We start from the raw sequence: 18,149 nt of genomic DNA, 5'->3' as shown, positions 1-18,149 counted from the left end.
AAAAAGGGGGCGAACGTGCGCACAGTTATTTTCGATTTGGACGGAACGCTGGCCGATACCGGCGCCGATCTTTTGGCGGCGGCAAATGCGTGTTTTCGTGAAATGGGGCACGGCGATGTTTTGCGTCTTGAAACCGACAAGGGCACGGCGCTGCGCGGCGGGCGGGCGATGCTGAGCCTTGGATTTGACCGGTTGGGTGTCGCCTATGACGACGATGCCCTCACCGCGTATTACCCTGATATTTTGCGCCATTACGAGGCGGATATCCACACCCACACGCGGTTCTATCCCGGGGTTGAGGCGGCGGTTAAGGGGCTGATCGAAAAAGGTTATGTGGTGGGAATATGCACCAACAAGCCGGTTAAGCTGGCGGAAATCCTGATTGAGAGCCTTGGCGCGCGTGATTGGTTCGGCGCGTTGCTCGGGGCCGACAGTCTGCCGGTGCGCAAGCCTGATCCGCTTCATTTTACCGAAACGGTGCGGTTGTGTGGTGGCGATGTGCGCCGGTCGGTTCTGATCGGCGATACGGTGACCGATCATGACACGGCGCGCGCTGCGGGGGTGCCATCGGTTCTGGTTGGTTTCGGGCCCGGCGATACGGATGTGCGGGCCTTGCAGCCTGACGCGCTGCTGGATCACTTTGATGATTTGCACGATGTGGTGGCACGGCTGATCGGTTGACCGTTGACGGGGCCCACCTCTTGGCACCACTCTTGCCCGATCATTGCAAGAGGCGCGACATGAGCGAGATTTTTACCGGCGGTTTCACCCAGCAAGAGCCGATTCCCGAAGAAGGGATCGCCGCCGCGTTGAACGTGTTACGCCATGGTCGGTTGCATCGTTATAATCTGGCGCCTGGTGAATTGGGCGAAGCGGCGGAATTGGAACAGGAATTTGCCGCCACAACGGGTGCGAAATATTGCTTGGCCGTTGCGTCGGGTGGCTATGCGATGGCAACCGCGTTGCGGGCCTTGGGGGTTGCGGCGGGGGATAGGGTGTTATCGAATGCCTTTACCCTGGCGCCGGTGCCCGGGGCAATTGCCAGCATTGGCGCGGTGCCGGTGTTTGTCGGGGTGAGCGATGCCTTGCGCATCGATTTGGCGGATCTGGGCGAAAAAATCACAACCTCGGGGGCCAAAATTTTGCTTTTGTCCCATATGCGCGGGCACATCTGCGATATGGATGCGTTGATGCAGATTTGCGACCGCGCCGGCGTGCGCGTGATCGAGGATTGCGCCCACACGATGGGGGCCGCGTGGAACGGCACGCCGTCGGGGCGGTTCGGGGTCATGGGGTGTTATTCGGCCCAGACCTACAAGCATGTGAATTCCGGTGAAGGCGGGTTTTTGGTGTCGGATGATGCCGACTTGATGGCGCGCGCGATCCTTTTGTCGGGATCGTACATGTTATACGAACGCCACATTGCCGCCCCCCCGCCCGAAGCCTTTGCCAAGGTCAAATACGACACGCCAAACATTTCGGGCCGCATGGATAATCTGCGCGCGGCGATCCTGCGCCCGCAAATCGCCCGGTTGGCCGAACAGCGCGAAAAATGGAATGCGCGCTATCGTAAGCTTGAGCAGGGGCTGAAAGGCACGCCGGGCCTCACCCTGATCGAACGCCCGCACCGGGAATCCTATGTCGGATCGTCGTTTCAGATGCTGTTGCTTGATTGGCCCGTGGCCAGGGTTGAACAGGTCGTGGCCCGCTGCAAGGCGCGCGGCGTTGAATTGAAATGGTTTGGCGCGCCTGAACCGGCTGGTTTCACGTCAACTTATCGCCATTGGCGGTATGCCAATCCCCACCCGATGCCGCAGACCGACAGGGTGCTGGCGGGGCTTCTTGACATGCGTCTGCCGCTGACTTTTACCCTTGAAGAATGCGATCAGATCGCCGAAATTTTACGGGCAGAAATCGGCGCGCTGCACCAGTACGTTTAACTCTCTGCTTTTTCTTGCTAAAAATATCCAACCGCGACATCCGCCGCGCAAGGAAGGCTTGATATGATTACGCTACACCATTGCCACCAAACCCGCTCGATGCGGGTGCTATGGCTTCTTTACGAGCTTGAGGTTGAATTCAACCTGCGCGTTCATCCGTTCGACCGTGGCTTGCGTTCTGACGAATTTTTGACCCGTTCACCGGCGGGGCGGGTGCCCGCACTTGAACTTGATGGCGATATCCTGTGGGAAAGCGGCGCAATTTGCGAGGTTCTGTGCGAACGGTTTCCCGAACGTGGCTTGGGCCGGATTCCGGGCGAGGTGGATCGCCCCGATTTCCTGATGTGGCTGCATTTTGCCGAAACCGTCAGTCAACACACCGCGGCGCTGACCCAACAGCATATCATCCTGTACGAAGACCACATGCGCAGTCCGATCCTGATGAAACTTGAGGGTGCGCGTCTTGAAAACTGCTATGCCGCGATTGAGGGGCGGCTTTCGACGCCGGTTGAAAACCGTGATTACCTGTTGACCAGCGGGTTTTCGGCGGCTGATATTTGCGTCGGGCAGGCCGTGTATATGGGGCGTCATTTTGCAACGCTTGATCGGTTTCCCGCGGTTCAGGCCTGGTACGAGCGGATCACCGAACGCCCCACGTTTCAGCGCGCCCTGCCGCCCGAAGGGGCCGAACTGTTGTACAAACAGGAATTTTACCCGCCCTGGCCGCTGTAACGGCGTGCGCATATGCCGCCTTTCGGTTGACCCTGTCTTGCGCCATGATTAGACAGACCAGAGCCAACGCCGCGCCGGGGCAAGTCCGGCGAAAAGGAGCCGCCACGTGGACGAATATCTTCGCGAATACCTGCCTATTCTCATTTTTCTGTCCATGGCGATTGCCTTGGGCCTTGTTCTGATTCTGGCGGCGGCGCTGATTGCCGTGCGCAATCCGGATCCTGAAAAGGTTTCGGCCTATGAATGTGGCTTTAACGCCTTTGATGATGCGCGGATGAAATTCGATGTGCGATTTTACCTTGTCGCGATCCTGTTCATCATTTTCGATCTGGAAATCGCGTTTCTGTTTCCGTGGTCGGTGACGTTCCATGGTATGAGCGATGTTTCCTTCTGGTCGATGATCGTATTTCTGGGCGTGCTGACCGTGGGCTTTGCCTATGAGTGGAAAAAGGGAGCGCTGGAATGGCAATGACCGGAACCAATACCGCCGGGATTGATCGCGAAGTCACGGTTCAGGATCTGAACCGCGATCTGCAGGACAAGGGTTTTCTGCTGACCAGTGCCGAAGACATCGTGAACTGGGCACGCACCGGTTCATTGCACTGGATGACCTTTGGTCTGGCCTGTTGCGCCGTTGAAATGATGCACACATCGATGCCGCGCTATGACGCTGAACGTTTTGGCATTGCGCCGCGCGCCAGCCCGCGCCAATCGGATGTGATGATCGTGGCAGGCACGTTGACCAACAAGATGGCACCGGCCCTGCGCAAGGTTTACGATCAGATGCCCGAACCGCGCTATGTGATCTCCATGGGCTCGTGTGCCAATGGTGGCGGTTACTATCACTACAGCTATTCTGTGGTGCGCGGATGTGACCGGATTGTGCCGGTCGATATCTATGTGCCCGGCTGCCCGCCCACCGCCGAGGCGCTGCTGTATGGTATCCTGCAACTGCAACGCAAAATCCGCCGCACCGGCACGATCGCGAGGTAATGATGACCGACGCCCTGACCGAACTTGGTTCCCATATCGAGGCAAAGCGCCCCGATTGCGTGCTGTCTTATGCCGTGTCCCATGGCGAATTGACGATGGAAATCGCGCCATCGTCACTGGTGTCGTTTGTCGAGTTTCTGAAAACCGATCGCACCTGTCGTTTTTCAACTTTGATCGATATCACTGCGGTCGATTATCCGGCGCGCGCGGCGCGGTTCGATGTGGTGTATCATTTCCTGTCGATGTACCAGAATCAGCGTATTCGTCTGCGCATTGCTGCGCGCGAAGAGGATATGTTGCCATCAATCATCGAGGTGCATCCCAGCGCAAACTGGTTTGAACGCGAGATTTTCGATATGTTCGGCCTGTTGTTCACCGGCCACCCCGATTTGCGCCGTATCCTTACCGATTATGGCTTTCGCGGCCATCCGTTGCGCAAGGATTTCCCGACAACTGGCTATACCGAAGTGCGCTATGACGAGGCGCAAAAACGGGTGGTCTATGAGCCGGTCAAATTGGTGCAGGAATATCGCCAGTTTGATTTCATGTCGCCGTGGGAAGGTGCCGAATACATTCTGCCCGGCGATGACAAGGCCGCAGATGGCGCCAAGTGACGCCAGTGGTGCGCGCCCCCAACATAATGTCACGCTTGATGGGCAAAGGTAAAAAAACCGCCCGCGATACCGTGTTGATGTTCTGTGTGGGCGCAACGAAATCTGGCACCTCGTGGTTGCATGAGGCATTGGTTGACCATCCCGCATGCCATTTGCGCACGGTAAAAGAACTGCATTATTTCGACGCGTTGGAAAAAGGCAAATTCGAACCCCATATTCGCGAAATCACCCTGTGGCGTGATAAGTTGGCGGCGCGTGTCGCGGATGCGAAAGGGGCGAAAAAGGCCGATCTGTCGCGCCGGATCAAAGACCGCGACGATTGGTTGCAGGTGCTGAACGGCGGCGGGGAAAACCCCGGTGCCTACATGGATTACCTGACACACGGGCAGGGGGCGGCCCATGTAATTGGCGATGTCACCCCGGCCTATGGGTTGTTGCCTGTGGCGCGATTGCGCGCGATGGCGGAATTGACTGACGATGTGCGGTTCATTTATCTGATGCGCGATCCGGTGGCGCGGCTTTGGTCACACGTGCGGATGATTGCAACCCGGCGCAGCGAAACCGGTATTCTGGACCCCAACAAGGCCAGAAACATCCTGATGCGGACCATTGCCGGGGATGAACGCGAGATTGAGATACGCGGCGATTATGCCGGCGCGCTGACCCGGTTGCACGATGCGGTGCCCGAAGGAAAGCTGTTGACGATATTTTACGAAGACCTGTTCGGCGGTGACGGAATGACCCGGATTTGCGATTTTCTGGATCTGGCGGCCATTTCCGGAGTACAAACACGGCGTGTTCATGAGGGCGCGACGCTGGACATGCCCGAGCGGTTGCGCGACAAGGCGCAAGAGTGGCTTGCGCCGCAATACGATCATGTGGCCCATCGATTGGGTCGTCTGCCCGAGGCGTGGCAGGCCAATAGGGTAAAGGTGTGATATGGACGGACAATTCAACGACACGCTGACCGGCGAACAGAGAATCCGCAATTTCAACATCAACTTTGGGCCCCAACACCCGGCGGCCCATGGTGTGCTGCGTCTGGTTCTGGAACTGGATGGCGAGGTTGTGGAACGCTGCGACCCGCATATCGGGTTGTTGCACCGCGGTACTGAAAAGCTGATGGAATCGCGGACGTATCTGCAAAACCTGCCCTATTTCGACCGGCTGGATTATGTCAGCCCGATGAATCAGGAACACGCCTGGTGCCTGGCGATTGAACGGCTTACCGGTACTGTGGTGCCGCGCCGCGCGTCCTTGATTCGGGTTCTGTATTGCGAAATCGGCCGCATTCTCAATCATTTGCTGAACGTTACCACTCAGGCAATGGATGTTGGTGCGCTGACCCCGCCTTTGTGGGGCTTTGAAGAGCGTGAAAAACTGATGATTTTTTACGAGCGGGCCTGTGGCGCGCGCCTTCATGCGGCGTATTTCCGCCCCGGTGGCGTGCATCAGGATCTGCCGCCCGATCTGATCGAAGATATCGACGCATGGGCCAAAGATTTCCCGCGTGTGATGGACGACATTGATGAGCTGCTGACCGAAAACCGCATTTTCAAAATGCGCAACGCCGATATCGGTGTTGTGACCGAACAAGAGGCCCTGGATTGGGGATTTTCGGGCGTGATGGTGCGCGGCAGTGGCATGGCCTGGGATCTGCGCCGCGCGGAACCCTATGAATGCTATGACGAATTTGAATTTGGCATTCCTGTGGGTAAAAATGGCGATTGTTACGATCGTTATCTGGTGCGGATGCAGGAAATGCGCGAATCGGTGAAAATTATTCACCAAGCCTGTGAAAAGCTGCGCAAGGAACCCGGCCCGGTCATGGCCCGTGGAAAAATGACACCGCCAACCCGTGGGGATATGAAAACCTCGATGGAGGCTCTGATTCACCACTTCAAACTTTACACCGAAGGGTTTCACGTGCCCGCAGGCGAAATTTATGCCGCCGTTGAGGCGCCGAAAGGCGAATTTGGCGTGTATCTTGTGGCCGATGGCACCAATAAACCTTATCGCGCAAAACTGCGTGCGCCGGGGTTCTTGCACCTGCAAGCCATGGATCACGTCGCCAAGGGCCACCAGTTGGCCGATGTTGCCGCGATTATCGGCACCATGGATGTGGTGTTCGGAGAGATTGACCGCTAAGCGGCGATGTTTCTTTTACGCAAAATACTCCCGCCGGGGGCTTTGTCCTCTGCCAAGTCTACAAGGGTCTGATTTAGATGCTCCGCCGCCTTCACCCAGAACAACCCGATACATTCGCCTTCACCCCGGCCAATCAGGCCTGGGCCGAGGCGCAGATGACAAAATTTCCCGAAGGCCGACAGGCCAGCGCCGTGATCCCGCTTTTGTGGCGCGCGCAGGAACAAGAAGGCTGGCTGACCCGCCCCGCCATCGAAGAAGTCGGGCGCATGCTGGATCTGGCATATATTCGCGTGCTCGAAGTGGCGACATTCTATTTCATGTTCCATCTGCAACCGGTTGGGTCGGTGGCTCATATTCAGATTTGCGGCACCACGTCCTGTATGATTTGCGGCGCCGAGGATTTGATCGGGGTGTGCAAGGAAAAGATCGCCAGATCACCGAATACATTAAGCGCTGATGGCAAGTTTTCGTGGGAAGAGGTTGAATGTCTGGGAGCCTGTGCCAACGCGCCCATGGCCCATATCGGCAAGGATTATTACGAAGATCTGACCGCCGATATAATGGCCGGTTTGCTGGATGATCTGGCAGCCGGAAAAGTGCCGACACCGGGGCCACAAAATGGCCGTTATGCCGCCGAACCCGCCAGCGGCCTGACCAGCCTGACCGACCACTTTGAGGGGCGCGTGCCACTGAATGCCAGCGCCACCCTGGCCCGTGATCTGGGCGATACGATCAAACGTATTGACGGAACCGAAGTGCCGCTGATTACCCCGTGGGTGCAACGTAACGACGGTGCAGCCCAGGACAGCGCGCGCGACGATATGATGCCGCCCTCGGCCAATACCGACAAACCGACGCCCGGCCCGAAACCCGCGGCCGACACGCCCGCCGATGATACCGGGATCACCAAACAAGAGGCCACCGCCGAAGGCATCGCGCGCCCCGAGATTGAGACGGATCAGGGCGATACGCCCGAAGCGTCGCGCCCTGCGTCTTTGACTGGCGCGCGTGACGGCAAGGCCGATGACCTGAAGATGATCAAGGGCGTCGGGCCAAAGCTGGAAGAGTTGTTGCACGGTCTGGGGTTTTATCACTTTGATCAGATTGCGGCCTGGACCCCGGCAGAAATTGCCTGGGTTGATGACAACCTCGAAGGGTTCAAAGGCCGGGTGATGCGCGATGATTGGGTGGCCCAGGCCAAAGTTTTGGCGGCAGGAGAGGAGACAGAGTTCTCGAACCGCGCTAAGTACTGAATGGGTTGAAAAACGCTATCGAACAAGGACGCCTTGATGACCGACCGTTCCGATCTTGAACTTTCCCTTGCGCGCCAGCAGCGTGCGGCGGGGTTTGCGATTGCCGGGGCGGTGGTGGTTTGGATGGGGCTGCAATTTCTGGGCGCGCAGGGCTATATCACAACGCGGGTCTTGTTCCTGTTTGATTTTGCCGCGCTTGCCGTGATGGTGTGGGCGTTGGTGGTGACATATCGGGTTTGGCGCAGAAAACGCGCCAATGATTCCCGCTGAGGTAAGGACGATAAGATGTTGAAAGACCAGGACCGGATTTTTACCAATCTCTATGGTATGCACGACCGCTCGTTGGCCGGGGCCAAGGCGCGCGGACATTGGGATGGCACGGCCGATATCATCAAGAAGGGCCGGGATTGGATCGTCGATCAGATGAAAGCCTCGGGTTTGCGGGGCCGGGGCGGCGCGGGGTTTCCAACCGGTTTGAAATGGTCATTCATGCCCAAGGAAAGCGATGGGCGGCCATCCTATCTGGTGGTGAATGCAGATGAATCCGAACCCGGCACATGCAAAGACCGCGAGATCATGCGCCATGATCCACATACCCTGATCGAAGGATGTCTGATCGCGTCGTTCGCGATGCAGGCGCACGCCTGCTACATCTATATCCGCGGCGAATATATCCGCGAGCGTGAGGCGCTGCAGGCGGCGATTGATGCCGCCTATGACGATGGATTGTTGGGGCGCAACGCCGCCGGTTCGGGGTGGGATTTTGATCTGTATCTGTCCCATGGGGCGGGGGCCTATATCTGTGGCGAAGAAACCGCGCTGCTTGAAAGCCTTGAGGGCAAAAAAGGCATGCCGCGGATGAAACCCCCGTTTCCCGCCGGTGCGGGCCTTTATGGCTGTCCGACGACGGTGAACAACGTTGAATCCATCGCCGTTGTGCCCACAATCCTGCGGCGAGGGCCGGAATGGTTTTCGGGGTTCGGGCGGGCGAATAACTCGGGCACGAAACTGTTTGCGATTTCGGGCCACGTGAACAACCCCTGTGTCGTAGAAGAAGCCATGTCGATCAGTTTTGAAGAGCTGATCGAGCGCCACTGCGGCGGTATTCGCGGTGGTTGGAGCAACCTGAAGGCAGTGATTCCCGGCGGCAGTTCGGTGCCGTTATTGCCCGGAAAGATCATGCAAGAAGAAGCGATCATGGATTTCGATTGGCTGCGCGAGCAGAAATCGGGCCTTGGCACCGCGGCGGTGATCGTGATGGATCAAAGCACCGATGTGATCAAGGCGATCTGGCGGCTGGCGGCGTTTTACAAACACGAAAGCTGTGGCCAATGCACCCCGTGCCGGGAAGGCACCGGATGGATGATGCGGGTGATGGAACGTCTGGTCAGGGGCGACGCACAGCCCGAAGAAATCGACATGCTGCTTGACGTGACCAAGCAGGTCGAAGGCCACACGATCTGTGCCCTTGGCGATGCTGCGGCCTGGCCGATTCAGGGATTGATTCGCCACTTCCGCGACGAAATCGAAGACCGGATCAAACACAAACGGGCCAGATCGCCCCTTGCGGCAGAGTAGGTCGGATCATGGGTCTCAGATTTGGACGAATTGCCGTGATTGGGGCGGTTATGGCAGGTCTGCTTTCGGGCTGTGGCATCCAGCAACGGTTGGGGTTTAACAAAGCTGCGCCTGAAATTACGCTTCCGTACCGGTCAAAACTGTCAAAAGGCGCCGAGGCGCGGCAGTTTTCAGTAAAGGTTGAAGCCAAAGGCGCAGACATCGACGCGGTGCGCGAAAGCGTGCGCCACCCGGCGACAGGGTATTGCCTGTTGACTTATGGCGGCTCTGACATTGCCTGGGATACGGATTCTTCCGGCGAATGGCGGGCAACCCGCTTGGATGATGGCGATATGATCTTTTCCGGGGTCTGCACCGCCCGGTGATGCAGCCCGAAGGCGATCATATCGCCGGGTTCACATTGGCGTTCTTTTCCATGACCGCGGGTGGCCGCAGCCCCGGTTTTGTCTTGCGTTTGGCCGATGATGGCTTGGACGTGGTGATCGGGCCTTTGGTTTGGCGTGGCTGAAACGGCGCTGATCACGGTTGCGCGGGTTTTTGCCGCTTGGGTTGAATAAAATCATATCAGGGGCCACGTTGGACTGGGCGCGTCAAAATATGCGTTTTCGGAGTGTGCGGACACCTGAACCCAAATGTCGGAGCAGCAAATGAGCAGATTTTTAACCAGTGCGGCACTTTGTGCAACGCTTGCCTTTCCCGTGGCAGCACAGGCTTTGCCGCCAATCAACAAAGAACCACAAGTGTATGCCATGTTCTACGCGCTTGGGTTGGCCGATGAGGTGCGCAAAAATTGCCCGACCATTTCACCGCGCATGATCCGGGCATTCACTTATCTGAAATCGATTGAGAGTTATGCGCGAAAAGTGGGCTATACTGAGACACAGATTCGCGATCTCGCGGAAAACAAGGCCGAAAAGGAAAAGCTGCGCGCCATCATACGCGCCGACCTTGCCAAACGCGGCGCCAAGTCGGGCAGTCCCGAAGGGTTTTGCCAGGTGGGCCGTGAAGAGATTGCGAAAAACAGCGCCAGTGGACGCCTATTGAAAGAGAATTGATGCGTAAAATACTTTGCACTTTGACCGTTGCCCTTTGCCCCATCGCGTCCGTCGCCCACGAGGTGCCGGATGCGCCCACCCATGCCCTGGTTGTGCCGGGCGCGTTTGACAGTGTTCCGCCGCGCGCCGAATATTACGGGCATTTCCTGCGCGGTCAGGTGCACCATGGCGCGGCACACCACGGTGATGGCCATCTCAACGCCGAGGCGCTTTTCCCCCGTCATGGACAGATTTTCACCACTGACAAGGGGAATGGGTTCATCATTCTGGTAACACCCAATCTGGTGAACCATGCCAGTGCCCGCCATACCGCCGATCATTTGTCGGTCGCCCATTGCAAGGCGATTCCCGGTGCCACGCGCGTGACCTATCACCGGGTCGAACGCCATGCGCGGCAACAGTTGGATGCCTGGATGTTTCAGGGGCGCTGCCGCTGATCGCGGTTTTATCGGCGCGTCACAGTGATGCAACTGTGGGAAACGCCGTTGCAGTTTGCGCCGGGATGCTCCAAAACGGGGCCAACTTTGGGCGCAGTAGGTTCGGCACCCAAGCATCAGTTTTCGGGCACAAACGCGCCCGTGCAAGGGAAGGACGACAGCGATGAGCACCCTGCGCAAGATCGTGATCGACGAGAAAGAAATTGAAGTCGACCCGGCGATGACCCTGATTCAGGCCTGTGAACAGGCCGGGGTGGAAATTCCGCGGTTCTGTTACCACGAACGCCTGTCGATTGCGGGCAACTGCCGGATGTGTCTGGTTGAGGTTGTGGGGGGGCCGCCCAAACCCGCGGCATCCTGTGCGATGCAGGTGCGCGATTTGCGCCCCGGCCCCGAAGGCGCGCCGCCGGTGATCAAAACCAACAGCCCGATGGTGAAAAAGGCCCGTGAGGGCGTGATGGAATTCTTGTTGATCAACCACCCGTTGGATTGCCCGATCTGCGATCAGGGCGGCGAATGTGATTTGCAAGATCAGGCCATGGCCTATGGCGTTGATTTTTCACGGTTCCGTGAACCAAAACGCGCCAGCGCCGATATGGATCTGGGGCCGTTGGTCGGCACCCATATGACGCGCTGCATTTCCTGTACCCGGTGCGTGCGGTTCATCACCGAAGTTGCGGGCATGCCCGAATTGGGCCAGACGGGCCGTGGGGAAGATTCCGAAATCACATCCTATCTCGGTCAGACGCTGGAATCGGAACTGCAAGGCAATATCATTGACTTGTGCCCGGTTGGCGCGCTCACTTCAAAGCCCTATGCATTTACGGCCCGGCCTTGGGAATTGACCAAGACCGAAACGATTGATGTCATGGATGCGCTGGGGTCGAACATTCGGGTCGATACCAAGGGCCGCGAAGTGATGCGCCTGTTGCCGCGCAACCACGACGGAATCAACGAAGAATGGCTGAGCGACAAGTCGCGCTTTGTCTGGGATGGCCTGCGTCGGCAACGTTTGGACACACCTTATATCCGCGAGAACGGCAAATTGCGCCCCGCCACCTGGCCCGAAGCCCTGAGCGCGGCTGCCAATGCCATGAAGGGCGCAAAATTGGCCGGGCTGGTGGGTGATCTGGCTCCGGTTGAGGCCGTATTTGCGCTTAAGGAGCTGATCGAAGGGTTGGGCGGCAATGTCGAATGCCGCACCGATGGGGCAAAGCTGCCCGCGGGAAATCGCGCCGGGTATGTGGGCACCGCCACGATCGAAGATATTGATTCGGCCAAGCATATTCACCTGATCGGCACCAACCCCCGCGCGGAAGCGCCGGTGTTGAATGCGCGGATTCGCAAGGCGTGGTCGCGCGGCGCGCACGTTGGTCTGATCGGTGAACCGGTCGATTTGACCTATGAGTATGACCACATCGGCACCGGCCCTGCGGATTTGGCCAAACTGCTGGACAATGATTTTGACTCGGTTGTGGATGAACCATCGCTGGTGATTGTCGGGCAGGGCGCGTTGTGCCGTGCAGACGGCGGCGCGGTGTTGGCACAGGCGATGGCCCTGGCGGAAAAAACCAGGTCGGGCCTGTTGATCCTGCACACAGCCGCCGCGCGTGTCGGCGCGATGGATGTGGGGGCCGTGACCGATGGCGGCCTGACCGCTGCGCTGGACGGGGCCGAGGTGATTTATAACCTGGGCGCCGATGAAGGGGACATTCCCGAAGGTCCGTTCATTATCTATCAGGGCAGCCATGGCGACCGGGGCGCCCACCGCGCCGATGTGATTCTGCCCGGCGCGGCCTGGACCGAAGAGCAGGGGATTTTCGTCAACACCGAAGGCCGCCCACAACTGGCGCTGCGCGCCGGGTTTGCACCGGGCGAGGCAAAGGAAAACTGGGCAATTCTGCGGGCATTGTCGGCTGAATTGGGGGCAACGTTGCCCTATGATTCGCTGCTGCAGCTGCGCAAGGCGTTGGTAAAGGCCGTTCCGCATATGGGGTTGATCGATGATATCCCGATGAATGACTGGCAGGCCGTGCCGATGGGCGATGCCGGTGAGGCACCGTTCCAATCCACGGTGCGCGATCATTATCTGACCAACCCCATCGCCCGGGCCAGCGCCCTGATGGGAGAGTTGAGCGCCAATGCCAAGGCCCGCAAGGCCCGGCCTCTGGCGGCCGAGTAAGCGGGCGTGCGCCCCCTCGTCATGATCCTGGTGGCCGCCACGGTGGCTGCCTGTGGACCAACGAACCCGACAGTTGATCAGTTGGGTCTGGTTCCCGATTATCTGGGTGTGCAAACCCGGCTGTTGGATGGGGATCTGGCGAACTTTCTGGTGGAGGCGCGTGGCGCGCTGAAGCCGGGTGATGTTGAAAACTATGCAGAATGTGCTGCGGCGCAGTATGCATTGATCCGCGGGTATGGATTTGCGCGGCATGTGCGGACAAATGTTCACGAACGGGGTGGCATTTGGCGCGGCGATGCTGTTTACACCATATCGCCAGCGCTGCCTCGCGGCGTGCGCACGATTGACGCCGAAGTCGTCGTTGCGCGCTGTCGGGAACGCGGCATACCAACGGTTTGAGAGGCCCCATGTTTCAAAGGGATACGGTGATACGCAATGGCTGATTTCCTGGATACCGGGTTGGGTATTGCCCTGCTTGTAATGGCGCAAAGCCTTTTGGTCATCGCCTTTGTGATGATTTCACTGCTGTTTTTGGTCTATGGCGACCGCAAGGTTTGGGCCGCCGTTCAGATGCGTCGTGGTCCCAACGTTGTGGGGGTTTTCGGCCTTTTGCAATCGGTTGCCGACGCGCTGAAATATGTGGTCAAGGAAATCGTCGTACCTGCCGGTGCGGATCGGACCGTGTTTATCATGGCGCCGATGGCCAGCTTTGTTTTGGCGATGATTGCCTGGGCGGTGATTCCATTCAATGACACATGGGTTTTGGCCGATATCAATGTCGCCATTCTGTATGTTTTCGCGATTTCCTCGCTTGAGGTATATGGCGTGATCATGGGCGGCTGGGCTGCGAACTCGAAATATGCGTTTCTTGGATCGTTGCGTTCTGCCGCGCAGATGATTTCTTACGAGGTGTCGATTGGCCTGATCATCGTCGGGGTGATCATATCCACCGGATCGTTGAATTTTGGTGATATCGTGCGCGCGCAGGATGGCGGGTATGGGTTGTTCTCGTGGTATTGGTTGCCACATTTGCCCATGGTATTCCTGTTCTTCATCAGCTGTCTGGCGGAAACCAACCGCCCGCCTTTCGATCTGCCTGAGGCCGAATCGGAACTGGTGGCCGGATACCAGGTTGAATATTCGTCGACGCCGTTCCTGTTGTTCATGGCGGGTGAATATATCGCGATTTTCCTGATGTGCGCGCTGACGTCGCTGTTGTTCTTCGGCGGCTGGCTGTCGCCCATTCCCGGCCTGCCCGATGGGGCGCTGTGGATGGTGGGTAAAATGGCGTTCTTTTTCTTCATGTTCGCCATGGTCAAGGCGATCACGCCGCGCTACCGCTATGACCAGTTGATGCGCCTCGGGTGGAAGGTTTTCCTGCCCTTTTCGCTGGCCTGGGTCGTGCTGGTTTCATTCTTTGCACATTTCGAGATGTTCGGCGGCGCCTATGCCCGCTGGGCCGTAGGAGGCTGATACATGACTCAGATCGATTATGTTCGCGCTGGCAAATACTGGCTGCTGTTTGATTTTTTCAAAGGCTTCAAGGTCGGGTTCAAATATTTCTTTGGCCCCAAGGCGACGTTGAATTACCCCCACGAAAAAGGCCCGCTTTCGCCGCGGTTTCGTGGGGAACACGCCTTGCGCCGGTATCCCAATGGTGAAGAACGCTGTATCGCCTGTAAACTCTGCGAGGCAATCTGCCCCGCACAGGCGATCACAATCGATGCCGAACCGCGCGATGACGGCAGCCGCCGTACGACGCGATACGATATCGACATGACGAAATGCATCTATTGCGGTTTCTGCCAAGAGGCGTGCCCGGTGGATGCAATCGTCGAAGGCCCGAATTTCGAATTTTCGACCGAAACCCGGGAAGAGCTGTATTACGACAAGGACAAATTGCTCGCCAATGGCGAGCGGTGGGAAGCCGAGATCGCGCGCAACCTTGAGATTGACGCGCCTTACCGATAACCCACGCAAGAGCCCCAAAAGAGGGCGGTGAACGAAGGGAACTGAACGATGGGCACTGCGGTTTTCGCATTCTATCTTTTCGCTGTCACATTGGTGACGGCGGGCCTGTTTACGGTGATCAGCCGCAATCCGGTGCATTCGGTTTTGTGGCTGATCCTGTCGTTCCTGTCGGCGGCGGGGCTGTTTGTGCTGCTGGGCGCCGAATTTGTCGCGATGCTGCTGATCATTGTCTATGTCGGTGCCGTAGCGGTTTTGTTCCTGTTCGTCGTGATGATGCTGGATGTCGACTTTGCCGAGCTTAAGGCGGAAATGTCGAAATACATGCCGCTGGCTCTTTTGATCGGTGTTGTGATTCTGATGCAATTGGGCATCGCCTTTGGTGTCTGGGAGGCGTCAGAGCAGGCCGTGGCGCTGCGCGCTGCTGTAGCCGCAGAAGCGGCTGGATTGTCCAACACCGAAATGTTGGGCCGGATCCTGTATGACGATTATCTTTTGCAGTTCCAGTTGTCTGGCCTTGTATTGTTGGTTGCAATGATTGGGGCGATTGTTCTGACCCTGCGCCATCGTTCGGATGTGAAGCGCCAGAATGCAGTGTCGCAGATGATGCGCGATCCGGCTTTGGCAATGGAAATCAAAGACGTGAAACCGGGGCAGGGGCTTTGACCTGCCGCTTGAAAGGATGTGAAAATGTCGACCAATACAATCGTGATTGTTGTTGTGGTTTTGATCGTCTTGCTGGGCGGCTACAGCTTTCTGGGCTGAGCGCCAAAACTTCTGAACCATCACAGGATAAAAACCGATGATCGGGATTGAACATTATCTTACCGTTGCTGCCGCATTGTTCGTCATTGGCATTTTCGGTCTGTTTCTTAATCGTAAGAATGTGATCATCATTTTGATGAGTATCGAATTGATGCTGCTTGCGGTGAACATCAATTTCGTCGCCTTTTCGGCCTATCTGGGCGATTTGGTGGGCCAGGTGTTCACGATGTTCATTCTGACCGTTGCCGCCGCCGAAGCGGCGATCGGGTTGGCCATTCTTGTGTGCTTTTTCCGCAATCGTGGAACCATCGACGTTGAAGACGTTAACGTGCTGAAAGGCTGATCACAGTGGAAACCATCATCCTCTTTGCCCCGTTGTTGGGCGCGCTGATCTGCGGGTTCGGCTGGAAATTCATTGGCGAAAAAGCCGCCATGTGGACGGCCACGGGCCTGTTGTTTCTGGCGGCATTTTTATCGTGGATCGTGTTCCTGTCCTTTGATGGGGTGACCCAGCAGATCCCGATCATGCGGTGGATCGAATCCGGCAGCCTGGCCACCGAATGGGCGATCCGGCTGGATCGGATGACAGCGATCATGTTGATTGTTGTCACAACAGTATCGGCCTTGGTGCATCTGTATTCGTTCGGTTATATGGAGCATGATGTGAATTTCCGTGAGGGTGAAGTGTATCGCCCCCGGTTCTTTGCCTATCTGTCGTTCTTCACCTTCGCCATGTTGATGCTGGTTACAGCTGACAATCTTCTCCAACTGTTTTTCGGTTGGGAAGGGGTTGGCGTTGCGTCGTATCTGCTGATCGGGTTTTATTACCGCAAACCCAGCGCGAATGCCGCGGCGATCAAGGCTTTCGTCGTCAACCGAGTCGGTGATTTTGCCTTTCTTTTGGGCATTTTCGCGATTTATCTGATCTTCGACAGCATTCAGTTTTCAACGATCTTTTCCGAGGTTGCCGATAAATCCGATGACAGCCTTCGCTTTCTCTGGGCTGACTGGAATGCGATTGAGGTGATTTGCGTTTTGCTGTTTGTCGGGGCCATGGGCAAATCGGCGCAGCTTTTCCTGCACACGTGGTTGCCCGACGCGATGGAAGGGCCGACTCCGGTGTCCGCCCTGATTCACGCGGCCACCATGGTAACAGCAGGCGTTTTCCTGGTGTGCCGGATGTCGCCGTTGATGGAATTTGCCCCCAACGCCACCATGTTTGTCACGCTTATTGGCGCAACAACCGCGTTTTTCGCGGCCACGGTTGGATTGGTGCAAAACGACATCAAGCGCGTGATTGCCTATTCGACCTGTTCACAACTGGGTTATATGTTCGTGGCGGCAGGTGTGGGTGTCTATCCGGTGGCAATGTTTCACCTGTTCACCCACGCCTTTTTCAAGGCGATGCTGTTTCTTGGCGCCGGTTCGGTAATCCACGGGATGCACCACGAACAGGATATGCGCAATTATGGTGGCCTGCGTAAAAAGCTGCCCTATACCTTTGGCGCGATGATGATCGGCACCCTGGCCATCACTGGTGTTGGCATTCCGCTTACCCATATCGGGTTCGCCGGTTTCCTCAGCAAGGATGCCGTGATTGAATCGGCTTGGGGCGCGATGTCGGGGCCGGGAACCTATGCGTTCTGGATGTTGGTCATCGCCGCGATGTTCACCAGCTTTTATTCCTGGCGCCTGATGTTCATGACATTCTATGGCGAGGCCCGGGGCGACAAGCACACCCATGACGGAGCCCACGAAAGCCCGACAGTCATGTTGGTACCCCTGGGTGTTCTTGCCCTTGGTGCCGTGTTTTCCGGAATGATCTGGTTCAATTCCTTCTTTGGTGATCACGACAGCGTAAACCGGTTTTTCGGCATCACCCAAGGTGAGGCACATGCCAGTGCAACAGTGTTGCCCGGCGCGGCCCATGCAGCGACCGAGGAGGCCGCTGGCGCAGTGGCCCATGTTGGCGAGCCTGGCGATGGTGCGATCTATATGGCGCCGGACAATCATGTGATGGACAATGCGCACCACGCCCCCATTTGGGTGAAGGTCAGCCCGTTCGTTGCGATGCTGATCGGGTTGTTCACTGCCTGGCTGTTTTACATCAAAAACCCCAGTCTGCCGGGCCGTCTGGCGGCGACCCAGCCGATCATTTACCGGTTCTTGCTTAACAAATGGTATTTCGATGAAGTCTACCATGCCTTGTTCGTCAAACCGACAAAGGCTCTTGGCCGGTTTCTTTGGACCCGTGGCGATGGCAGCGTGATTGATGGCGGGTTGAACGGTCTTGCCCTTGGGATCATCCCGTTCTTTACACGTCTGGCCGGACGGGCTCAGTCGGGGTATCTGTTCCACTATGCGTTCGCCATGGTTCTGGGCATTACAATCTTCATTACCTTGATGACCATGCGAGGCTGACCAAGTGATTGATTTCCCAACCCAGATCTTTGCATCGCTCGCATTGGCCATCGGCCTTTTCCT

22 protein-coding genes are annotated in these 18,149 nt (G+C 57.3%); all 22 read left to right on the top strand.

Features of this window, described 5'->3' with window-relative positions:
* Positions 1-15: 15 nt before the first annotated feature.
* Positions 16-681 (top strand): HAD hydrolase-like protein, encoded by a 666-nt coding sequence (locus tag C8265_RS13915; RefSeq protein ID WP_108484693.1) that lies wholly within the window; start codon positions 16-18, stop codon positions 679-681.
* Between the two features lie 59 nt (positions 682-740).
* Positions 741-1,940, top strand: coding sequence for a DegT/DnrJ/EryC1/StrS family aminotransferase (locus C8265_RS13910; RefSeq protein ID WP_108484627.1), 1,200 nt, complete (start codon positions 741-743; stop codon positions 1,938-1,940).
* A gap of 63 nt (positions 1,941-2,003) precedes the next feature.
* A complete protein-coding gene (locus C8265_RS13905; RefSeq protein ID WP_108484626.1) occupies positions 2,004-2,672 on the top strand; it encodes a glutathione S-transferase family protein in 669 nt (222 codons plus the stop codon).
* 106 nt (positions 2,673-2,778) lie between these two features.
* Positions 2,779-3,144 carry an NADH-quinone oxidoreductase subunit A gene (locus tag C8265_RS13900; protein WP_108484625.1) on the top strand — a complete coding sequence of 122 codons (366 nt, stop codon included), beginning with the start codon at positions 2,779-2,781 and terminating at the stop codon, positions 3,142-3,144.
* Positions 3,141-3,665 (top strand): NuoB/complex I 20 kDa subunit family protein, encoded by a 525-nt coding sequence (locus tag C8265_RS13895; RefSeq protein ID WP_164512340.1) that lies wholly within the window; start codon positions 3,141-3,143, stop codon positions 3,663-3,665. Before C8265_RS13900 ends, C8265_RS13895 begins: the two co-directional genes overlap by 4 nt.
* A 2-nt stretch (positions 3,666-3,667) precedes the next feature.
* On the top strand, positions 3,668-4,279 hold the full coding sequence (locus tag C8265_RS13890) for an NADH-quinone oxidoreductase subunit C (RefSeq protein WP_108484692.1): 612 nt from the start codon (positions 3,668-3,670) through the stop codon (positions 4,277-4,279).
* Between the two features lie 38 nt (positions 4,280-4,317).
* Positions 4,318-5,217: a sulfotransferase gene (locus tag C8265_RS13885; protein WP_164512338.1), complete on the top strand. Its 900-nt coding sequence runs from the start codon at positions 4,318-4,320 to the stop codon at positions 5,215-5,217.
* Position 5,218: 1 nt separating this feature from the next.
* The gene (locus C8265_RS13880) at positions 5,219-6,427 is read left to right on the top strand and encodes an NADH-quinone oxidoreductase subunit D (RefSeq protein ID WP_108484622.1); all 1,209 of its coding nucleotides are present in this window, start codon (positions 5,219-5,221) and stop codon (positions 6,425-6,427) included.
* A gap of 77 nt (positions 6,428-6,504) precedes the next feature.
* Entirely contained in the window at positions 6,505-7,680 is a 1,176-nt protein-coding gene (locus tag C8265_RS13875) for an NADH-quinone oxidoreductase subunit E (protein ID WP_108484621.1), read from the top strand.
* Between the two features lie 36 nt (positions 7,681-7,716).
* Positions 7,717-7,950, top strand: coding sequence for a DUF5337 domain-containing protein (locus C8265_RS13870; RefSeq protein WP_108484620.1), 234 nt, complete (start codon positions 7,717-7,719; stop codon positions 7,948-7,950).
* A gap of 15 nt (positions 7,951-7,965) precedes the next feature.
* Complete coding sequence (gene nuoF, locus C8265_RS13865) at positions 7,966-9,258, top strand: NADH-quinone oxidoreductase subunit NuoF (RefSeq protein WP_108484619.1); 1,293 nt, start codon at positions 7,966-7,968, stop codon at positions 9,256-9,258.
* Positions 9,259-9,308: 50 nt separating this feature from the next.
* Positions 9,309-9,623 carry a hypothetical protein gene (locus C8265_RS13860; protein ID WP_108484618.1) on the top strand — a complete coding sequence of 105 codons (315 nt, stop codon included), beginning with the start codon at positions 9,309-9,311 and terminating at the stop codon, positions 9,621-9,623.
* On the top strand, positions 9,620-9,766 hold the full coding sequence (locus C8265_RS19535; RefSeq protein WP_164512337.1) for a hypothetical protein: 147 nt from the start codon (positions 9,620-9,622) through the stop codon (positions 9,764-9,766). Before C8265_RS13860 ends, C8265_RS19535 begins: the two co-directional genes overlap by 4 nt.
* Positions 9,767-9,905: 139 nt before the next feature.
* Positions 9,906-10,313 (top strand): DUF5333 domain-containing protein, encoded by a 408-nt coding sequence (locus C8265_RS13855; RefSeq protein WP_108484617.1) that lies wholly within the window; start codon positions 9,906-9,908, stop codon positions 10,311-10,313.
* Complete coding sequence (locus C8265_RS13850) at positions 10,313-10,750, top strand: hypothetical protein (RefSeq protein WP_108484616.1); 438 nt, start codon at positions 10,313-10,315, stop codon at positions 10,748-10,750. Before C8265_RS13855 ends, C8265_RS13850 begins: the two co-directional genes overlap by 1 nt.
* Positions 10,751-10,913: 163 nt before the next feature.
* Complete coding sequence (nuoG, locus tag C8265_RS13845; protein ID WP_108484615.1) at positions 10,914-12,932, top strand: NADH-quinone oxidoreductase subunit NuoG; 2,019 nt, start codon at positions 10,914-10,916, stop codon at positions 12,930-12,932.
* A 6-nt stretch (positions 12,933-12,938) separates the two neighbouring features.
* A complete protein-coding gene (locus C8265_RS13840; protein WP_240611088.1) occupies positions 12,939-13,331 on the top strand; it encodes a hypothetical protein in 393 nt (130 codons plus the stop codon).
* 36 nt (positions 13,332-13,367) lie between these two features.
* Positions 13,368-14,405, top strand: a complete 1,038-nt coding sequence (gene nuoH, locus C8265_RS13835; protein WP_108484613.1) for an NADH-quinone oxidoreductase subunit NuoH — start codon at positions 13,368-13,370, stop codon at positions 14,403-14,405.
* 3 nt (positions 14,406-14,408) lie between these two features.
* Complete coding sequence (gene nuoI, locus C8265_RS13830; protein ID WP_108484612.1) at positions 14,409-14,903, top strand: NADH-quinone oxidoreductase subunit NuoI; 495 nt, start codon at positions 14,409-14,411, stop codon at positions 14,901-14,903.
* Positions 14,904-14,951: 48 nt separating this feature from the next.
* Positions 14,952-15,566 carry an NADH-quinone oxidoreductase subunit J gene (locus C8265_RS13825; RefSeq protein WP_108484611.1) on the top strand — a complete coding sequence of 205 codons (615 nt, stop codon included), beginning with the start codon at positions 14,952-14,954 and terminating at the stop codon, positions 15,564-15,566.
* 136 nt (positions 15,567-15,702) lie between these two features.
* Positions 15,703-16,008, top strand: a complete 306-nt coding sequence (nuoK, locus tag C8265_RS13820; protein WP_108484610.1) for an NADH-quinone oxidoreductase subunit NuoK — start codon at positions 15,703-15,705, stop codon at positions 16,006-16,008.
* Positions 16,009-16,013: 5 nt separating this feature from the next.
* The gene (nuoL, locus tag C8265_RS13815; protein WP_108484609.1) at positions 16,014-18,086 is read left to right on the top strand and encodes an NADH-quinone oxidoreductase subunit L; all 2,073 of its coding nucleotides are present in this window, start codon (positions 16,014-16,016) and stop codon (positions 18,084-18,086) included.
* Positions 18,087-18,149: the final 63 nt, after the last annotated feature.

Source organism: Oceaniglobus ichthyenteri, from assembly GCF_003057885.1.
Lineage (GTDB): Bacteria > Pseudomonadota > Alphaproteobacteria > Rhodobacterales > Rhodobacteraceae > Oceaniglobus > Oceaniglobus ichthyenteri.
The sequence above is the reverse complement of the archived record's forward strand: the minus strand, read 5'-3'. Positions and strand labels throughout refer to the sequence as shown.

Bases quoted from the DNA above. Each gene is read 5' to 3' on its own strand.
- C8265_RS13910 (WP_108484627.1), top strand. From the start codon at position 741: ATGAGCGAGATTTTTACCGGCGGTTTCACCCAGCAAGAGCCGATTCCC.
- C8265_RS13905 (WP_108484626.1), top strand. From the start codon at position 2,004: ATGATTACGCTACACCATTGCCACCAAACCCGCTCGATGCGGGTGCTA.
- C8265_RS13895 (WP_164512340.1), top strand. From the start codon at position 3,141: ATGACCGGAACCAATACCGCCGGGATTGATCGCGAAGTCACGGTTCAG.
- C8265_RS13890 (WP_108484692.1), top strand. From the start codon at position 3,668: ATGACCGACGCCCTGACCGAACTTGGTTCCCATATCGAGGCAAAGCGC.
- C8265_RS13885 (WP_164512338.1), top strand. From the start codon at position 4,318: ATGGGCAAAGGTAAAAAAACCGCCCGCGATACCGTGTTGATGTTCTGT.
- C8265_RS13880 (WP_108484622.1), top strand. From the start codon at position 5,219: ATGGACGGACAATTCAACGACACGCTGACCGGCGAACAGAGAATCCGC.
- C8265_RS13875 (WP_108484621.1), top strand. From the start codon at position 6,505: ATGCTCCGCCGCCTTCACCCAGAACAACCCGATACATTCGCCTTCACC.
- C8265_RS13870 (WP_108484620.1), top strand. From the start codon at position 7,717: ATGACCGACCGTTCCGATCTTGAACTTTCCCTTGCGCGCCAGCAGCGT.
- nuoF (WP_108484619.1), top strand. From the start codon at position 7,966: ATGTTGAAAGACCAGGACCGGATTTTTACCAATCTCTATGGTATGCAC.
- C8265_RS13860 (WP_108484618.1), top strand. From the start codon at position 9,309: ATGGCAGGTCTGCTTTCGGGCTGTGGCATCCAGCAACGGTTGGGGTTT.
- C8265_RS13855 (WP_108484617.1), top strand. From the start codon at position 9,906: ATGAGCAGATTTTTAACCAGTGCGGCACTTTGTGCAACGCTTGCCTTT.
- C8265_RS13850 (WP_108484616.1), top strand. From the start codon at position 10,313: ATGCGTAAAATACTTTGCACTTTGACCGTTGCCCTTTGCCCCATCGCG.
- nuoG (WP_108484615.1), top strand. From the start codon at position 10,914: ATGAGCACCCTGCGCAAGATCGTGATCGACGAGAAAGAAATTGAAGTC.
- nuoH (WP_108484613.1), top strand. From the start codon at position 13,368: ATGGCTGATTTCCTGGATACCGGGTTGGGTATTGCCCTGCTTGTAATG.
- nuoI (WP_108484612.1), top strand. From the start codon at position 14,409: ATGACTCAGATCGATTATGTTCGCGCTGGCAAATACTGGCTGCTGTTT.
- C8265_RS13825 (WP_108484611.1), top strand. From the start codon at position 14,952: ATGGGCACTGCGGTTTTCGCATTCTATCTTTTCGCTGTCACATTGGTG.
- nuoK (WP_108484610.1), top strand. From the start codon at position 15,703: ATGATCGGGATTGAACATTATCTTACCGTTGCTGCCGCATTGTTCGTC.